Here is a 16,098-nt window from a genome sequence, read left to right as displayed (position 1 = left end):
TTAAACAAATTATTCTAAGAAATGACTTACAGTTCTTTGCATACCACTTCCATAATCCTTGCAAAGAGCGTAAGAAATATGCAAGGTTTTTTCCGCTCTTGTTATTGCAACATACATAAGTCTGCGTTCTTCTTCATCCTCATCTTCACTTCTACTAACAGAAGATCCAAAAGGAAGAAGACCTTCAGAACAGCCAACCAAAAAAACGTGTTTAAATTCCAAACCTTTAGACGCGTGAATTGTAGATATAGTTACAGGAAGTAAAGATTTTTTAATTAAATCAACATGCTTCTTTTCGGAAACATTATCTACAAACTTATTATCTGTATCAGCAAAGGATAAGTCGCCAGCAACCGATGAATTGGAATTGCTTACTTCTGTATTATCTATATTATTATCGAGCACATCAGGTTGAAGACCAGCATCTTTTTTAACAGAAAAATGTAAGCCCAAGCTACCTAATGTTCTACAAAACATATTCTGCTGAACATTAGTGCGCGTAAGAATAGCAAAATCCGTAGGAAGCGCATCCCCCGATTTAACAGCTTTAGAAATCTGCTGAGCAACAGAAAGAGCCTCATCGTAATCAGTATTATAAATACTTTTGGAAACGCGAGCGCCACCCTTAATATTTGATTTTAATTTTAAATAATCACGCCTACACGCAGATTGTGAAAGAACACGATTAGCAAGACCAACAATACGTTCTGTAGACCTGTAATCCGTATTCAAACTAATATCCGCGTAGATTGGTGCAAATTCTTTTGGAAACTCAAGTAAATCGTAGCTACTAGCACCAGCGAAAGAATAGATGGTTTGGGCAGGATCTCCAACAACGCAAATATTGCGGTTATCGCCCAACCATAGTACAAGAAGCTCATGTTGCAACGGCGAAACATCCTGATACTCATCAACAGTAACCCAACCTATTAAACTACGAATCTGTTTAGCAGCATTAGGGAAAGATCTTAAAATATGACAGGTTAAAAGGAGCAAATCGTTAAAATCAATAAGATTACGCGTATTTTTTTCAATCTCGTACGCTTTATAAACTTCTACGAATTGTTTAACATCTAAGCCCGCAGGGAGTTCTCTATGAACACAAGCATATGCTTTCGCATAATCATCTGGTGCAATAAGCGAAACTTTCGCCCAATCAATTTCTGAAATAATATCTCTTATTTGCACAGACGTCATATTTGCAAGATCTGTGTAATGAATCAATGCTTGCTCTGTAACTTCTTTAGGATTATCCATTATTCTTGGAAAAGGAGCTGAGCACACTGAATCCCATACCTTACGTAAATGTTTTAATGCTGCAGAATGAAAAGTTGCAACAGTCGCATTATTAACACCTAATTTTTTAAGACGTTCTTGCATTTCTTTAGCAGCCTTTACAGAGAAAGTTACCGCTAAAACGCGATTTTCATCCCATTCTCCTTTAGCACACGCATACGCTATTCTGCGTGTAATAGTGCGAGTTTTACCAGCACCAGCGCATGCCACAATGCGAACAGGACCATTTAACGCCATGGCTGCTGCACGCTGTGAATCATCTAAATCATTCAATAATGACTCTGGAGAAGAAATCATATTTCTATTGTTACAGCAAACAAAGAAAAAATAAAAGATTAAAACACAAATGTGGTTAAAGGTTATTTGACTATATCTCGCTGCTTTGTATTACTGTTGAACTGTGACACAGATAAGCAGATTCAAGTTGGTAGCGCTGGCCTCATCGGTCATGCCAGAAGTACAATTCGCCGGAACCCGCCAAAGTGAGCAGGCAAACGCCACCGATGCCGCTGCGGGAATATCTCATGCCGTTATTCAAGACGTTTCTGGTAACCTTTATGACATTTTTGTAAGCTCCGAGGAAAAAGGGCAAAAACGCTTACACGACAGAGCGAGAGCAGCATGGGTGCTGCAAAAAACCAAAGGACTTGCAGCTCTTGGATTTGCACACGAAGAAATGCTTAAGTTTGTTCCTGGCTCTCTTTCAAACCAGAACAATCAAAATACGCAAAATACAAAAGTTGCGCAATCTACACAATCTACACAATCTGCTCAAGAAAATAACCAATCTGATTCAAACAGCTTATATGGCGAAAGACTTGGACAGGCAGATTGTAATAATCCAACAGTATTGATTTGCCCGCATTTAAACGGAAGCGCTAGAGAATTAAGCCTTCTTACAACAGACGATTGCGTAAACGCTGGCACAGCCATGGGCGCGATTCACCGACTAAGCCCAGCATTTTTAACAAAAGGCGGCTACCCGACTTTTACTACTGGTCAGATTCGCGCACAATTAACATCTTGGATTAAAAGGCTACGTCAAGCTGGTCACATTCCTACTGAAATCACCGATAACTGGTCCAGAGTGCTTGAAACCGATGGATTGTGGGCATTTGACACTTGCCCTGTTCACGGCGGTTTTAAAGATGGAGATTTTCTATTTTCTGGATCTACGATTACTGCAATAACCAATTGGCAGAGCATGCAAATCAACGATCCTGCGCGAGATTTAGCGTGGATTTTTGCAAAACTTAATGAACAGCATAGGAATGCACTTCTTAGCGCTTACGGAAGAATGCTAGGAGCCAGATTAGACAGCATGATTATGCTTCGCGCAAACCTATGGCTTCAAATGGAGCAGGTTGGCGACTTTGTTCAAGCTTTGCAGCGTGCGGATACAACTGGGATCATGCGCTTTAAAGCACAAGTAGAACGTCTTGCTCACGAGCTTACGCGTATAAACAATTCTAGAAACGCAAATGCTAATCAAAACAACAATTCAAGCGCAAATCCTGCGTCTTCTCTAACTGTAGGAGATATAGTTAAAGACGATACTATTGAATCTTCTGATGCCACAAATGAGAGCAATATAAGTGCTAAAAGTCAGACAATTGCTTTAAACAGCAATAACGACAGCACGAGTGAAAACCCTACAAAAGTGAACTATTCAAATTCACAAGCGCAAGAAGATTCTTACAAAGAGTCTGATAATACGAATGCTACTAAAACTACATCTGTTGCTGATAATCTAGAAACACAAGTTATAAATAGCATTATCAATAACGCCGATAATAGTAACAAGAATAGTGACGGAAGCATCGAAAGCAAGATTGAGAGCAATAACAGCATCGAAAGCAAAGATAACAATGTAGAAAATACTGGCAAAAATAACAATGAAGATTTAGATAAGCCAGCAACTATTATTATCCCAATGCTAAAAGATGCAGATCAAGCTATTAAAGATGCTAAAGACAAACTGAGTAATTCGTAAATGCTAAATATTAGATGCTAAATATTAAGTAAAATCAAAGAAACCAATTATTAAAAGTATCAAAAGTATTAAAGGAAACAAAATGAAGGTAACAATCGGAGTTAAACACGTAAACGACACTATCAGCTTTGAATCAGAACAAAGCGAAGAAGACGTGCAGAATATTATAACCAATGCAATCAAAGACGAAAAATTAATCACCATTACAGATAAAAATAACAGGAAAATTGTTGTACCTAGCAACTCTTTTGCCTATGCAATAATCGGAGATACCCCAACACACACTGTTGGTTTCAACGCATTGTAATTACAAAACTAGCGATTTAGGATTTTACTCACTACTTCGTCGCTAGTTGTTTCTTCACCAAGACTATTTGGTTTCCCGCTTCCGTGCCAATCAGAGCCGCCAGTAACAAGCAAATCCAAGTCTTTTGCTAATCCAAATAGTCTTTGTCTTTGCGTTAAAGAATTACCACGATGATACACTTCTAAACCATCGAGACCTAAACTAGCGTAATGAGCAATTTGAGAGTCTGAAAGAATAACAGGATTCCTACTATAATCCGCAGGATGTGCAATAACGCTCACTCCCCCAGCATGTTTAATAACTTTAATAACTTCATCAACGCTGGGAGATGGCGTAGGAATGTAATAAGGTCCATGAGGCGCTACTGGCCCTGCAAAAGCCTGAGATCTTGTTTCAAAAACACCTGCAGAAACCAATGCATCTGCAATATGTGGTCTGCCAATCGTAGTCAGATTCCCTTTACCTGCCTGAGCAAGAACATCTTGCCAAGTAATCGGAAAATCGTGAGACATAAGCTCCACCATTTTACGCGTACGATTTAAACGACGTTTCCTTGTTAAATCAAACATTTCAATAATGCACTCGTCGTTTGGATTATAACGATAAGCAAGCATATGAACAGATATATTACCTTCTACAGATGTGATTTCGGATCCAAAAATAACTGGAAAATCCGCAATATTAGCAGCTTCTTTAAAATCACTCCAACCAGCAGTAGTATCGTGATCTGTAATAGCCACACCTTTAAGACCAATAGTTTTAGCTTCATTTACCAAATCTTCTGGCGACTTTGTACCATCGGAATAAAAGGTATGACAATGCAAATCCCAACCAGAATTATTCTCATCAGGGTTTGCAAAAAAATCAATATCAGCGCTAGTGCTAGTTACAGTCATACAATTATCGTAAACTGTGGCATGTAACGTTTATCTTATAAACGATTAATCCCTACATTATTAGCGTTTACAGGAGTACTTATGGATAGCTGTAATTCACAAACAGAACTCACTAATATAAATGAGCTATCTAAAACGGAAAACAATGTAGACGAAAAAACACTTTACGAAACAAACTCATTAAAAGGCTGGAGACATTCTGCTACTTGGGTTTACGCTATTATGCTAGTTACTTCTGCAATAGCCCTTCTAACATCTCTAATATTATCTTCTGAGACTTTAGCTCTTGCGCGCACACCGCACAAAGCGCTTGGATGCGATATAAACACTCTCGTATCATGCTCTAAAGTAGCTCAAACATGGCAAGCAGAATTCATACGATTTGGCGAACTAAGCTTCCCTAACGCCTTCTTTGGAATAGCAGCCGAAAGCGTATTTGTAACACTTGCTGTAGTCGGAATAGCAAAAGTAAAACTTCCAAAATGGCTAGCGATATTTAGTTGGATAGGCGGATTATGCGCACTCTTGTACGCGTATTGGCTGTTTTCTCAATCAATGTTCGTAATACAAGTTCTTTGCCCATGGTGCTTAGTACTAATGTTTTGCACTACTATACAATTCATGTCACTTAGCCACGCAACAGTTAGCGCGCAAGGAATTGGATTAAAAAATAAAATTCTAAACGCGTATTACAGAATTAACTACGATTTAATCGTAGACTCACTATGGATATTCGTAATCGTGCTATTAATTTTAAGCAAATACGGTCATGCTATATTTAGTTGAATCAAAAGCTTATACAACTAAATTCATCACATATTTCATCACATATTTATAAGCTGCAATTTAAATTAAAGTTATAATCAGCAGTCACTATTAAGCAGAGATTGCGATAGCTTAGCAATACGATCGCTTGAATCGGAGTTAGTGAGCAAAACACTCCCCTCGTCATCTTTATCCGCAAGAAGATTCATTGAATCTAAGACGCTTTTAAGATGATGAATAGTGCCAGCATTACCATCTACAATCTTCACGCAATCAGGCAAAAACTCACGAAAATAACTTTTATAAAACACAAAATGAGTACAGCCTAAAACAACTGAATCAATATTGTTTAAATCATAAGAATCAAAATACTTATGCAAAGCACTCATAACAATATTTTTATTGCCTAAATCACCATTTTCCACAATTTCTACCAAATCTGGACACGGTCTAGAAAAAATTTGGTGATCTTGCGTAAAACGATTCATAAGTTCCGCAAACTTGCGCTCTTTAAGCGTTAAAGGAGTAGCAGCAACAATCACGCGCTGAGGCTTGCCGCCACCTAAATCGCAAGCAAGCTTAAGAGCAGGTTCCATGCCAATAATCGGCATACTATAGTGCTCACGCAAATCTTTAACAGCAGCAGAAGTGGCAGTATTGCAAGCAATAACAATAGCTTTAACATTAAGACTTGCAAAATGCTCAACAATCTTAAAACTAAGCTCACGCACTTCTTGCGGAGTTTTTATGCCATATGGAGCATTAGCAGAATCCCCAAAGTATATAATGCGCTCATTTGGCATTGCTTCTCGAAGCTCACGAACTACAGAAATACCACCTAACCCAGAGTCAAATACACCTATTGGAGCGCACGAAGACATAAAAACCTCCTAATAAACTCTTACAATGGTACTTTTTAGCACAAACATAATCATTGCAAAACAGCATCAATAAGACTGCGCGTGTATGGATTTTTAGGTAAACGCAATACATCTTTAACGCTTCCCTGCTCAACAATCCTTCCGCCTTTTATAACACTAACTTGGCTAGCAATGCGGCTTACTAAAGCCAAATCATGCGTTATAAACAAGCACGAAAAGTTGTACTGCTTTTGCAAGCTACTTAAAAGATTTAGGATTTTTAGGCAATGATTTGCATCTAACGCCGAAGTTGGCTCATCTGCAATAATCAAAGAAGGACGATTTATTAACGCTCGCGCAATGCCAACTCGCTGTTTTTGACCGCCAGAAAGCTCGTGCGGGAACCTGTTTATTAAGCTTAATGGCAAATGCACTTGATTAAGAACAAGCTCCACGCGCTTTTTGCGCTCTTCTTCGCTAAGACTTTTATTGACAATAAGAGGCTCGGCAATGCTCCAACCTACAGTTTTTAAAGGATTTAGCGCCGAGCCAGAATCTTGGAAAATGAACCCAATATTGCTTAAAATCTTGCGATTTGCGCGTTTTTTGCAATCGGAGTATAAATTAAGACCCTCTATGCTTATGCTGCCAGATTCTGGCTTAAGCTGACCAGAAATAAGCTTTGCAATCGTTGTTTTTCCAGCACCAGATTCGCCAACCAGCGCATGCGTTTTCCCCCTTAAAATATTAAGGTTCAAATCACTTATTGCGTACTTAGAAGGGTTGAAAATTTTAGAATACTTAGCATATTTAGCAGAAACATTTTGAATGTTTACGCAAAAATCGCCAGCCTCCGAACTAGTTGATTCGCTAGCTAAATTACTAATATCAAAATCAACAATAGAGTCTAAAAGAGATCGCGTATAGCTGTTTTTAGGATTAGAAAACACATCTTTAACTAGCCCACTTTCAACAATACTGCCACTGTTCATAACATAAACTGTGTTTGCAACAGCCTTAACAACGCTCATATTATGCGTAATAATCAAAACCGCAATATTATGCTTTTTAGCTAAATCGCGCAAAAGCTGCAAAATCTTACGCTGAGTTGTAACATCCAAAGCTGTTGTAGGCTCGTCTGCAATAAGCAAAGAAGGTTGATTAATAATTGCCATTGCAATCATTGCGCGCTGAAGCTGCCCTCCAGAAAGTTCGTGCGGATAAGACCTATAAACGCGATTTACATCCTTTAGGCCAACCTCGCTAAGGGAATCAAGAACTCGCGATTTTTTAGCGCGAGCGCTCATCTTGCCAAACTTTTCGTGATGATATTTTAATGACTCTTCAATTTGCTTGCCAATGCGCATAACTGGATTAAATGCTGTAGATGGCTCTTGGAATACCATTGAAATAAGCCCCGAACGAATATAAGAATACGGAGCATTATTGCTTAGTAAATCCAAACTGTCATTAGCGCTTGTATTAATAACCGCTTTGCCAGAAACACTAAAATCGTCTGGAAGAAGACCCATTAATGCCAACGAAGTTAAGGACTTTCCCGAACCAGATTCGCCAACCAGCGCACTAATTTTGCCCGCATATAAGTTTAAATATACGTTATGCGTAATCTGATTTTTGCCAATCGCAATAGACAAGTTACTAACGCTAAGCACTGGGTTTTCGCGATTTTCCAACATTTTCTTAAATCCTTTTCTAGTTTCTAAGCGAAACTCGCGCATAGTTTGGATAAGCCGGGAAAGACCCAACAAAGAAGTTTTCCACATTGCTTCCGTGAATATAAGTGTTCTTAGAGTAAATAAGCGGAACGATTGGAGAATCGCGCATAATCTCTTTATCAACCTGCTGCCAAAGCAAATCTGCACGCGACTTATCTATAACGCCAACAGCTTGGCGAATCAAGGAATCCACTTTTGGATTCGAGTAGCGAGATATATTCCAATTGCCGCCGCCTATTTGCGAAGAGTCAAAAAGCGGACCAATATTTGCATACGCAGAAGGAAAATCAGGCTGCCATTTAGACAAAGCTAAATCGTAGTCGCCAGAATCGCCAGTAATCATATCGGTAAAAATCTGCGAATCCACAGTTCGTATAGAAACATCAATTCCAACGCGCTTTAAGCTTGCTTGAATAGAAGATGCCACTTGCGCCTGATCTGGGCGAGCAATAAGACTAAACTTTAGTTTAGATTTACCCGATTCCTTTAATAATTGTTTAGCCTTTTCTACGTCCCCACGCGGATTTGCAGAATAGAGATTATAGACTTTGCGCTCGCTTACGCCTGGAGTAATAAGCGTTGTTGAAAAACCGCCAGCAACCGCACCGCCCTTTGCTCGCTGATACGACTGCTTATCTACAGCGTACTGAATCGCCTTTCGGATCTTAACATCTTTAATACGGCGATTGTTCATGGCCAAATATTCCAACGCTCCGTCACAGCTTGTAACTAAAAGATTGCTCGACTTGTAGCTTGCTTTAGCTTGTGCGCGTTGAGCTGGAGGCACAAAATCTGCAAGAATAGCATTGTCTGCGCCAGAATTGCCTTGAATCATAGATTGGGCAGCAACAGAAGGATCAACACCAAGCTTCCAAATTATCTTGTCTGGGTAATTAGCTCGAATTGAATCCGCGCTGGAATCCCAATTAGTGTTTCTAACCATAACAATTTGCTTGCCAACTTCGTTTTCAACAATTTTGTACGGTCCAGAAGCAACTGGGCTTTTACCATAATCCTGCGCATTCCCAGAATTTAACGGAACGGGAGCAAAGGCCGCCAAAGACGCAACCCAAGGCCAATTAGCAAAAGCAGCATTTAGTTTAAAAATGATTGTTTGATTGTCTGGAGTTTCAATCGAATCCAAAGATTTGCCACTAAACGGACCGGCATAGTCTTTAGCGCCTTCCAAAAGCGCTTTGTGGTAACCGAATCCGCCTGTAAGCGAGTTTGCAAAAGAACGCTCAAGACCATATTTAATATCTTTAGACGTTATTGGGCTTCCATCCTGGTATTTAATGCCTTTTTTAAGAGTGTACTTCCAAGTTTTTCCGCCGTCTAAAGCAGTTCCCGTATCTGTTGCTAAATCGGCAACAACACGCGTTTTGCCACTTGGCGTTACTTTCCACGTTGTTAAAGCGCGGAAAACTAGGCTATTAGAAGTTATTGGCAAACCCTGACTTCTTGCAGGATCAAAATCCATTTTTGATTCAGAGCTTAGAATCGTAAGCGTTCCGCCCTTTTTTGGATTGCTATTAAGCACAGAAGCATTTGGTAGTCTTTTTTGTAGGTTTTGACCACTTTGCACAGCAGTTCCGCAAGCAGAAAATGCATAAACCAGCGAAAACACTAGAATTACAGCAATTGCTCTTAATATATTTAGAGCAAAACCGCGATTAAATTTTTTGATGATTTGATAATAATTTTGTATATTTTGTGTATTTTGCATGATTTTTCCTTAATTTTTTATAAAGTTATAAAGTTATTAAAAATTTTTATTATTGTGATTTAAAGAAGACTTTAGTAGCGACTTTAGTTGCAACCTTAATGGCGATTTTGCTGGCGATTTTAATCGCTCACTAATCACCACTTTAAAGGGCGACTTTAGCCGCTCTAGGATCAAGCAAACAATAACAGACGTCAACAATAAGATTTGCAATTATTACAAGAGCGGCCGAAAACAGCGTAACTCCAACCAAAACTTGCAAATCAAAAGTCTTAACAGCGTCTAAAAGAAGCGAACCCAACCCGTGCATAGAGAACACACGCTCAGTTATAACCGCTCCACCAAGAAGACCGCCAAGATCTAAACCAAACATTGTAAATATTGGTAAAATCGCATTTCGCAAAGCATGATTTACTACAACATGTGAATCGGGCATGCCCTTTGCTATTGCAGTTCGCACATAATCTTTACCAAATTCCCTAATCATTGTAGAACGAGTAATGCGCGCATAAAAAGCGCCATTTATCAACGCTAAAACAATCCAAGCGAGTAGCAGATGCCAAGCCCAGTCAAAAGGATTAGCAAAGAAGCTAACATATCCACCCGTAGGAAAAACGGGAATGTAAACCGCAAAAGCAATAATCGCCAGCAAACCAATTAAGTAGGTAGGAGACGAAATACCAATCGAAGATATTGCTACAATTAAGCGGTCAATCCACGAATCACGCTTAACAGCTTGCAAAACGCCTGCAAATACGCCAATTATCATCCACAAAACAGCAGCGCCAATGGCGATTGATGCTGTAACTGGAAAACGACTAAAAATCAAACCAGTAACAGGTTCATTAAGCGCAAAAGACCATCCTAAGCAAGGAGCCGCGCAAACAATTGCGCTGGCAGATGCAGAATCGCCAAAAGTACGGCCAACAAAAATACCCTGTAAATAGTTAAAAAGCTGACTATACCAAGGCAAATCAGTTCCCATAAACGCAGAAACTTGTGCTAAACGCTCAGGCGTGCAAGGTTTGCCGCACATAAGCTGAGCAGGATTTGTTGGAGTCATAAAGAAAATCAAAAACATTGCCATTGCAATAACAGCAATAACAGCCAAAGCGCTTGCAACGCGCCTAATAATGTAAAGAAAAACGCTCATGCTGCTATCTCCATTTTTGAAGAAAGCCAATCGCCCAGCATATTAAACCCGAGCGCAAGCAGGGACAAAGATAAACCTGGGAATATTAAATACCACGGGTCTACCAATGCCCACTGCACTGCGTCGGATATTGAGCGTCCCCACGAAGGCGAAGGCGGATTCATGCCAACGCCAAGAAATGAAAGTGCCGCTTCAAGTGCAATACGGCCTGGTATAGAAAGTGTTGTATTAACAATGATTATTGGAAGCATGTTTGGCAAAATCTGATTGCGCAAAACATGAAAAGCACTAGCGCCCATAACTCTAGAAGCCACAGCAAAATGGCGATTTTTAAGGCTAAGTGTTTCGCCGCGAACCAATCGCGCCATACTAGGCCAACCAAAAAAGCCGATTATAAGAGTTAAAAGAAGCGGACGCGGGAAAGTTTGAGGCACAATCGCAGAAAGTGCAATCGTAAAGATTAGGAAAGGAAACCCAAAAAACACGTCCATAATGCGAGAAATTGCAAAATCAACAAAACCACCAAAATAACCAGCAATAACGCCAATTACAACGCCTAAAACAACGGAGATTGCAGTAGAAGCTAAGCCAATTCCAAGAGAGATTCTTGCGCCGTGAGAGATGATTGCAAATAAGTCAATTCCGCGCAATGGCGTTACGCCAAACCAATGTTTTGAGCTTATTCCGCCTATGCCTGTAGGCAACGAAGAATCCGACAAAACATCGGGATTTTCGCTATATGGATCATTACCTGTAATAAGAGTAAAAAGGTCGGCAAAAATCGCCAATAAAACAAACAGTGATATTATTGCAATTCCAACAATTGCGGTAACACTTGATAAGTCGCGCTTACTACGCGAATAAAATACACCGCCCCTTTTCATCGCCACTCATTTCGTTACCTGCACTTTCATATTGCAATTTTTCTATAAAACTAACAAATACAAACATGAATAAATTTGTATTGTTGTCATAACGAATTTATATGAAGGTGTGGAAGTGAGCAAAATCGGAGTGTCGCATTGCTTCACTTTTCGCTTAGAGCGTATCGCGACCCCGATTTCGCCTACACTTATGCGAAATCCGAAGACAAACAAAACGTGCCGACGTATGAATCATACAACGGCACATTTTTTGTTTAGTTAATTAGCTGTTAGTTGTGTTTTTTACGCGCGCTTAAGACTTACGCTAAGCTCAGTTGCGCTAGAATCAGCCTCAGTAACTTCTAAGCTTGTAGCAAGAGTTTCGTTAGCAATCAAATCACGGAACTGCTCAACTTTAGCAACGTCCACGCTAGGCACATTCAAAGTCAAAGCGATTCGGTCTGTAACATCCAAACCGTTCTCCTTACGAGCATCCTGAACAGCGCGAATAGCGTCGCGAGCGTAACCTTCAGCAAGCAAATCGCTAGTCAAAGCAGTGTCGAGCATAACGAAACCGCCAGTTGGCATTGCAGAAGAAGCCGTATTCGCAGCCGCTTGAGCATCCGAAGACTCAACGCGATTAACAAGCTCATACTCGCCTTGTTCAAGCGCAACTTCGCCGTTTGGAGTCATAACAACAGGAGCGCCAGACTCGTCAACACGCCAATCGCCACTCTTAGAAGCCTTAATAGCAAACTGCACTTGCTTACCCAAACGAGGGCCAGCCGCGCGAGCGTTAACCTTAAGCTCGTGAACAATCTTCAAACCGTGTTCGCTTGCATCTTGCAAAGTGCAGAATGTGACATTCTTCACGTTAAGCTCGCGCTCAAGCACCTGCTCGTAAGGCTCTACAGCAGCAGTATTTTCTGCAACAACAGTCAAGTTTGCCAACGGCTGGCGCACACGCAACTGTTCCGCCTTGCGCAAAGAAAGCGTAGAAGACACAACCTCGCGAACCTTATCCATAGCAGCAACCAAAGCATCGTCGTGCGCAAGAACAGCACCAAGCTCAGTGACTTCGCCAGCCTTAGGGTTCTTCTCGCCATCTGAAAGCATTTGCGGCTCAACCAAATAAGGCCAATCAGCCAAATGCACGGATTCGCCGCCAGTAAGACCACGCCACACAGCCTCTGCTTCCATAGGAGCAAGAGGAGCAATCGTGCGCATAAACACTTCCAACACAGTGTAAAGCGTGTTGAAAGCAGTCTCGTCTTCATTCCAGAATCGGTCGCGGCTGCCGCGAATATACCAATTCGTAAGCACGTCAATAAAATCGCTTACTGCCGCGCAAGCATCGCTAATTGCAAACTCGTTCAAGCATTTTTCTACGCGCTCAACAAGCAAACGCGTGCGAGCAAGCAAATAACGATCCATGTTGCAAAGTCCTGCAACCTCGTCCGCGCGAAGCCTGCGAGCATCGTAACCCTTACCACCGTTTGCAGCGTTCGCATACAAAGTGAAGAAGTAATATGAGCTCCAAACTGGAAGCATAACTTGACGAACCGTATCCCTAATGCCGTCTGCAGTCACAATCAAATTGCCACCGCGCAAAATTGGCGAAGACATAAGGAACCAACGCATAGCATCTGAACCATACTCGTTGAAAACACCGTTCACATCCGGATAATTGCGCAAATGCTTACTCATCTTCTGACCGTCGGAGCCAAGCACAATGCCGTGGCAAATCACATTCTTAAAAGCTGGACGGTCGAACAGAGCCGTAGCCATAATGTGAAGCGTGTAGAACCATCCACGAGTCTGACCAATATATTCAACGATGTAATCGCATGGGAAGTGCTCTTCGAAGAAGTCTTTATTTTCAAAAGGATAATGGAATTGCGCGAAAGGCATAGAACCAGACTCAAACCAGCAGTCGAGAACATCCGTAATACGGTGCATTTGCGACTTTCCAGTAGGATCGTCTGGATTTGGACGAGTAAGGCGATCAATATATGGGCGGTGCATATTCACATTGCCGTCGTCGTCGCGAGGATAGTCGCCAAAATCAGCCTTAAGCTCATCCAACGAACCGTAAACGTCTACGCGAGGATACTTTGGATCGTCACTCACCCACACTGGAATTGGCGAGCCCCAGAATCGGTTACGGCTAATAGACCAATCACGAGCGTTAGAAAGCCACTTACCAAACTGGCCGTCCTTAACGTTTCCAGGAATCCAATTAATCTCCTGATTAAGCTCAAGCAAGCGCTTCTTAATCTTCGTAACAGACACAAACCAGCTAGAAACAGGCTTATAAATAAGCGGAGTTGCACAACGCCAGCAGTGAGGATAGCTGTGCACGTAGCTTTTTTCTTGGAATAGCAACGCGCGCTGATCTTCCGGCATTTGAGCAAGCGGACCGTCTCCTGCACGCAAGTTGCGCAAAATTGGCAAGTTCGCGTCAAAAACGTACAAGCCTTCGTAATCTGGGCAATCGCTTGTAAACTTGCAGCCTGCGTCAAGCACGTCAACGCTGCGAATCTCGTGCGCGTTAAGCGTGTTCATATCGTCTTCGCCGTAAGGAGCCTGGTGAACGAGGCCAGTACCTTCAGCGGTGTCAACATAATCTGCTGTGAAAATCGTAAAAGCGTTAGGACCAGGAGTGCCACCCTCAGCGAGCGCAGAATCGCTTGCAAAGTAAGGGAACACTGGATAGTAGCGCCAGCCAGCCATCTCAGCGCCCTTAAGCTCGCGCACAACCTCATAGTTTTCGCCAAGTTCCTTAGTGTAGGAACCAAGCAAAGGCTTACCAATGTAGAACTTTTTGCCAGCAAACTTGCCTTCAGTTGGGCGAACTTCCACGTAATCAATATCTGCACCAACTACGATTGCGAAGTTTGTTGGAACTGTCCAAGGAGTAGTGGTCCAGAATACTGCGTAAGCATCGTCTTCGTCGCGAAGCTTAACAGCCACGGAAACGGTAGTGTCCTGACGATTCTGGTACACATCCGCATCCATGCGAAGCTCGTGGGCACTAAGTGGAGTTTGGTCCTTCGGGCAGTACGGAAGCACGCGGTAACCCTTGTAAGCCAAGCCCTTATCGTAAAGCTGCTTAAATGCCCACATTACGGATTCCATATATGGAATGTTCAGTGTCTTGTAGCCGCGCTCGAAATCAACCCAGCGAGCCTGACGATGTACGTAGTTTTGCCACTCGTTCGTGTACTTCAAAACGCTGGCACGGCAAGCATCGTTGAACTTCGCGATGCCCATTTTTTCGATTTGCTCAACCGACTCGATGCCGAGTTCCTTCTGCGCTTCCAACTCTGCTGGAAGTCCGTGAGTGTCCCAACCAAAAACGCGGTTTACTTTGCGGCCGCGCATAGTCTGATAGCGCGGAACCACGTCTTTTGCATAGCCTGTGAGAAGGTGGCCGTAGTGAGGAAGACCGTTTGCGAATGGAGGGCCATCGAAGAACACAAACTCGTTTTGGCTACCTTTGCCAGACGGGCGGTATTCGATTGACTTGCGGAAAGTGTTGTTTGCATCCCAGTATTGGAGAACTGATTCTTCAAGCTTTGGGAAGGAAGGATTTGGTGCAACTTGCGCGCCGGCGTTTTCTTGCGTTGATGCAGTTACATTTGCTTTCGGATATACGTGATTTGCAGACGTATTTGCGCACGCGCTAGTTGCTGGATTAGTGGATTCGCTCACTGTGCTCTCCTCGCTCAACAGGGTGAATATTTCCCTGCGAGGACGACAGTTATTGCCGCGGTACCACCTCGCTTGCTGCAAGATGCTTACGCAACTCTTGCAGCCTCTCGTGCTTGGCTATACGGGCCAACCCCGTCGGTTCTAATAAGCGAGGATCTTACGAATCCTCGCCGTTCTTCCGAAAACTCCCCGCCGATAACGGATCATCGCTTAAGTTAGAAACAATCTAACACTATCCCCTAACATTAGCAAAAAGTGCCCCGGATCAGAATCGAACTGACGACACCCACTTTAGGAGAGTGGTGCTCTATCCACTGAGCTACCGAGGCAACAAATGGCAATTATACACTATAGCGTGGTTTACACGCTATAACCTGCTCAAGATTCAAGATTAGACTGCGTTCCAGCAGTTGCAGCCGTAGCAGACTGCTCCGCTTGAGCCGCGTCCAACTTAGCGCGAACCGATGCAAGCAAACCCTGCGCACGCTTTGCTAGCGATTCTCCAAGCTCCCATTGATGCATAGACTGATCCAAAGTCAAACCGCCAGCCTCAAGTGCTTTAACAGCTTGCACAAGCTTTTCGCGCGCCTCTTCGTAAGGCATTGCGTTAATCGCAGCCCGCTCTTCACTGCTAAGCGTGCTAATAGCGTCAACTTTTGCACCATTTGCATCTTTTGTTTCGTCGCTCATAATCATCCTTTTTCTAATTTTTTATTTAAGATTTTTTATTTAAGATTTTTGTGTTTTATTTTTAAGATATTTAGATTTTACAATTTTACGACTTTAGATTTT

12 protein-coding genes and 1 tRNA gene are annotated in these 16,098 nt (G+C 42.0%); 3 read left to right on the top strand and 10 right to left on the bottom strand.

Annotated features, from left to right (window positions below):
- Positions 1 to 9: 9 nt before the first annotated feature.
- Positions 10 to 1,593 (bottom strand): ATP-dependent helicase, encoded by a 1,584-nt coding sequence (locus HXT25_RS04825; RefSeq protein WP_246979471.1) that lies wholly within the window; start codon positions 1,591 to 1,593, stop codon positions 10 to 12.
- Between the two features lie 151 nt (positions 1,594 to 1,744).
- Here HXT25_RS04825 and HXT25_RS04820 point away from each other — a divergent pair, with 151 nt between their 5' ends.
- Positions 1,745 to 3,289 carry a phosphotransferase gene (locus HXT25_RS04820; RefSeq protein ID WP_422118736.1) on the top strand — a complete coding sequence of 515 codons (1,545 nt, stop codon included), beginning with the start codon at positions 1,745 to 1,747 and terminating at the stop codon, positions 3,287 to 3,289.
- 82 nt (positions 3,290 to 3,371) lie between these two features.
- Positions 3,372 to 3,596 (top strand): DUF3107 domain-containing protein, encoded by a 225-nt coding sequence (locus HXT25_RS04815; RefSeq protein ID WP_004112344.1) that lies wholly within the window; start codon positions 3,372 to 3,374, stop codon positions 3,594 to 3,596.
- Between the two features lie 8 nt (positions 3,597 to 3,604).
- Here the strand turns inward: HXT25_RS04815 and HXT25_RS04810 are convergent, their stop codons facing one another.
- Positions 3,605 to 4,492 (bottom strand): PHP domain-containing protein, encoded by an 888-nt coding sequence (locus HXT25_RS04810; protein WP_415681711.1) that lies wholly within the window; start codon positions 4,490 to 4,492, stop codon positions 3,605 to 3,607.
- An 81-nt stretch (positions 4,493 to 4,573) separates the two neighbouring features.
- Between HXT25_RS04810 and HXT25_RS04805 the strand changes: the two genes are divergently transcribed.
- Complete coding sequence (locus tag HXT25_RS04805) at positions 4,574 to 5,278, top strand: vitamin K epoxide reductase family protein (RefSeq protein ID WP_004116863.1); 705 nt, start codon at positions 4,574 to 4,576, stop codon at positions 5,276 to 5,278.
- A 77-nt stretch (positions 5,279 to 5,355) separates the two neighbouring features.
- On the opposite strand, the gene murI is transcribed toward HXT25_RS04805, so the two are convergent.
- From murI to HXT25_RS04765, 8 genes are all read right to left on the bottom strand, one after another.
- Positions 5,356 to 6,138, bottom strand: coding sequence for a glutamate racemase (gene murI, locus HXT25_RS04800; protein ID WP_004115668.1), 783 nt, complete (start codon positions 6,136 to 6,138; stop codon positions 5,356 to 5,358).
- 50 nt (positions 6,139 to 6,188) lie between these two features.
- Positions 6,189 to 7,814: an ATP-binding cassette domain-containing protein gene (locus HXT25_RS04795; RefSeq protein ID WP_064623537.1), complete on the bottom strand. Its 1,626-nt coding sequence runs from the start codon at positions 7,812 to 7,814 to the stop codon at positions 6,189 to 6,191.
- 16 nt (positions 7,815 to 7,830) lie between these two features.
- The gene (locus HXT25_RS04790) at positions 7,831 to 9,579 is read right to left on the bottom strand and encodes an ABC transporter substrate-binding protein (protein ID WP_101891859.1); all 1,749 of its coding nucleotides are present in this window, start codon (positions 9,577 to 9,579) and stop codon (positions 7,831 to 7,833) included.
- A gap of 142 nt (positions 9,580 to 9,721) precedes the next feature.
- Positions 9,722 to 10,729 carry an ABC transporter permease gene (locus HXT25_RS04785; RefSeq protein WP_004115673.1) on the bottom strand — a complete coding sequence of 336 codons (1,008 nt, stop codon included), beginning with the start codon at positions 10,727 to 10,729 and terminating at the stop codon, positions 9,722 to 9,724.
- Positions 10,726 to 11,613, bottom strand: a complete 888-nt coding sequence (locus tag HXT25_RS04780) for an ABC transporter permease (RefSeq protein WP_422118735.1) — start codon at positions 11,611 to 11,613, stop codon at positions 10,726 to 10,728. Before HXT25_RS04780 ends, HXT25_RS04785 begins: the two co-directional genes overlap by 4 nt.
- 282 nt (positions 11,614 to 11,895) lie before the next feature.
- Positions 11,896 to 15,306 (bottom strand): mupirocin-resistant isoleucine--tRNA ligase, encoded by a 3,411-nt coding sequence (gene ileS / locus HXT25_RS04775; protein WP_004574981.1) that lies wholly within the window; start codon positions 15,304 to 15,306, stop codon positions 11,896 to 11,898.
- A gap of 256 nt (positions 15,307 to 15,562) precedes the next feature.
- Positions 15,563 to 15,635 (bottom strand) — tRNA-Arg (locus HXT25_RS04770).
- A gap of 49 nt (positions 15,636 to 15,684) precedes the next feature.
- Positions 15,685 to 15,996, bottom strand: coding sequence for an exodeoxyribonuclease VII small subunit (locus tag HXT25_RS04765; protein ID WP_422118734.1), 312 nt, complete (start codon positions 15,994 to 15,996; stop codon positions 15,685 to 15,687).
- Positions 15,997 to 16,098: the final 102 nt, after the last annotated feature.

It is taken from the genome of Gardnerella sp. DNF00476 (assembly GCF_049262735.1).
GTDB classification, from domain to species: Bacteria; Actinomycetota; Actinomycetes; order Actinomycetales; family Bifidobacteriaceae; genus Bifidobacterium; species Bifidobacterium vaginale.
The sequence above is the reverse complement of the archived record's forward strand: the minus strand, read 5'-3'. Positions and strand labels throughout refer to the sequence as shown.

What these genes read in the sequence shown, in the direction of transcription:
- HXT25_RS04825 (WP_246979471.1), bottom strand. Translation starts at nt 1,593, where the DNA reads ATGATTTCTTCTCCAGAGTCATTATTGAATGATTTAGATGATTCACAG.
- HXT25_RS04820 (WP_422118736.1), top strand. Translation starts at nt 1,745, where the DNA reads ATGCCAGAAGTACAATTCGCCGGAACCCGCCAAAGTGAGCAGGCAAAC.
- HXT25_RS04815 (WP_004112344.1), top strand. Translation starts at nt 3,372, where the DNA reads ATGAAGGTAACAATCGGAGTTAAACACGTAAACGACACTATCAGCTTT.
- HXT25_RS04810 (WP_415681711.1), bottom strand. Translation starts at nt 4,492, where the DNA reads ATGACTGTAACTAGCACTAGCGCTGATATTGATTTTTTTGCAAACCCT.
- HXT25_RS04805 (WP_004116863.1), top strand. Translation starts at nt 4,574, where the DNA reads ATGGATAGCTGTAATTCACAAACAGAACTCACTAATATAAATGAGCTA.
- murI (WP_004115668.1), bottom strand. Translation starts at nt 6,138, where the DNA reads ATGTCTTCGTGCGCTCCAATAGGTGTATTTGACTCTGGGTTAGGTGGT.
- HXT25_RS04795 (WP_064623537.1), bottom strand. Translation starts at nt 7,814, where the DNA reads ATGTTGGAAAATCGCGAAAACCCAGTGCTTAGCGTTAGTAACTTGTCT.
- HXT25_RS04790 (WP_101891859.1), bottom strand. Translation starts at nt 9,579, where the DNA reads ATGCAAAATACACAAAATATACAAAATTATTATCAAATCATCAAAAAA.
- HXT25_RS04785 (WP_004115673.1), bottom strand. Translation starts at nt 10,729, where the DNA reads ATGAGCGTTTTTCTTTACATTATTAGGCGCGTTGCAAGCGCTTTGGCT.
- HXT25_RS04780 (WP_422118735.1), bottom strand. Translation starts at nt 11,613, where the DNA reads ATGAAAAGGGGCGGTGTATTTTATTCGCGTAGTAAGCGCGACTTATCA.
- HXT25_RS04765 (WP_422118734.1), bottom strand. Translation starts at nt 15,996, where the DNA reads ATGAGCGACGAAACAAAAGATGCAAATGGTGCAAAAGTTGACGCTATT.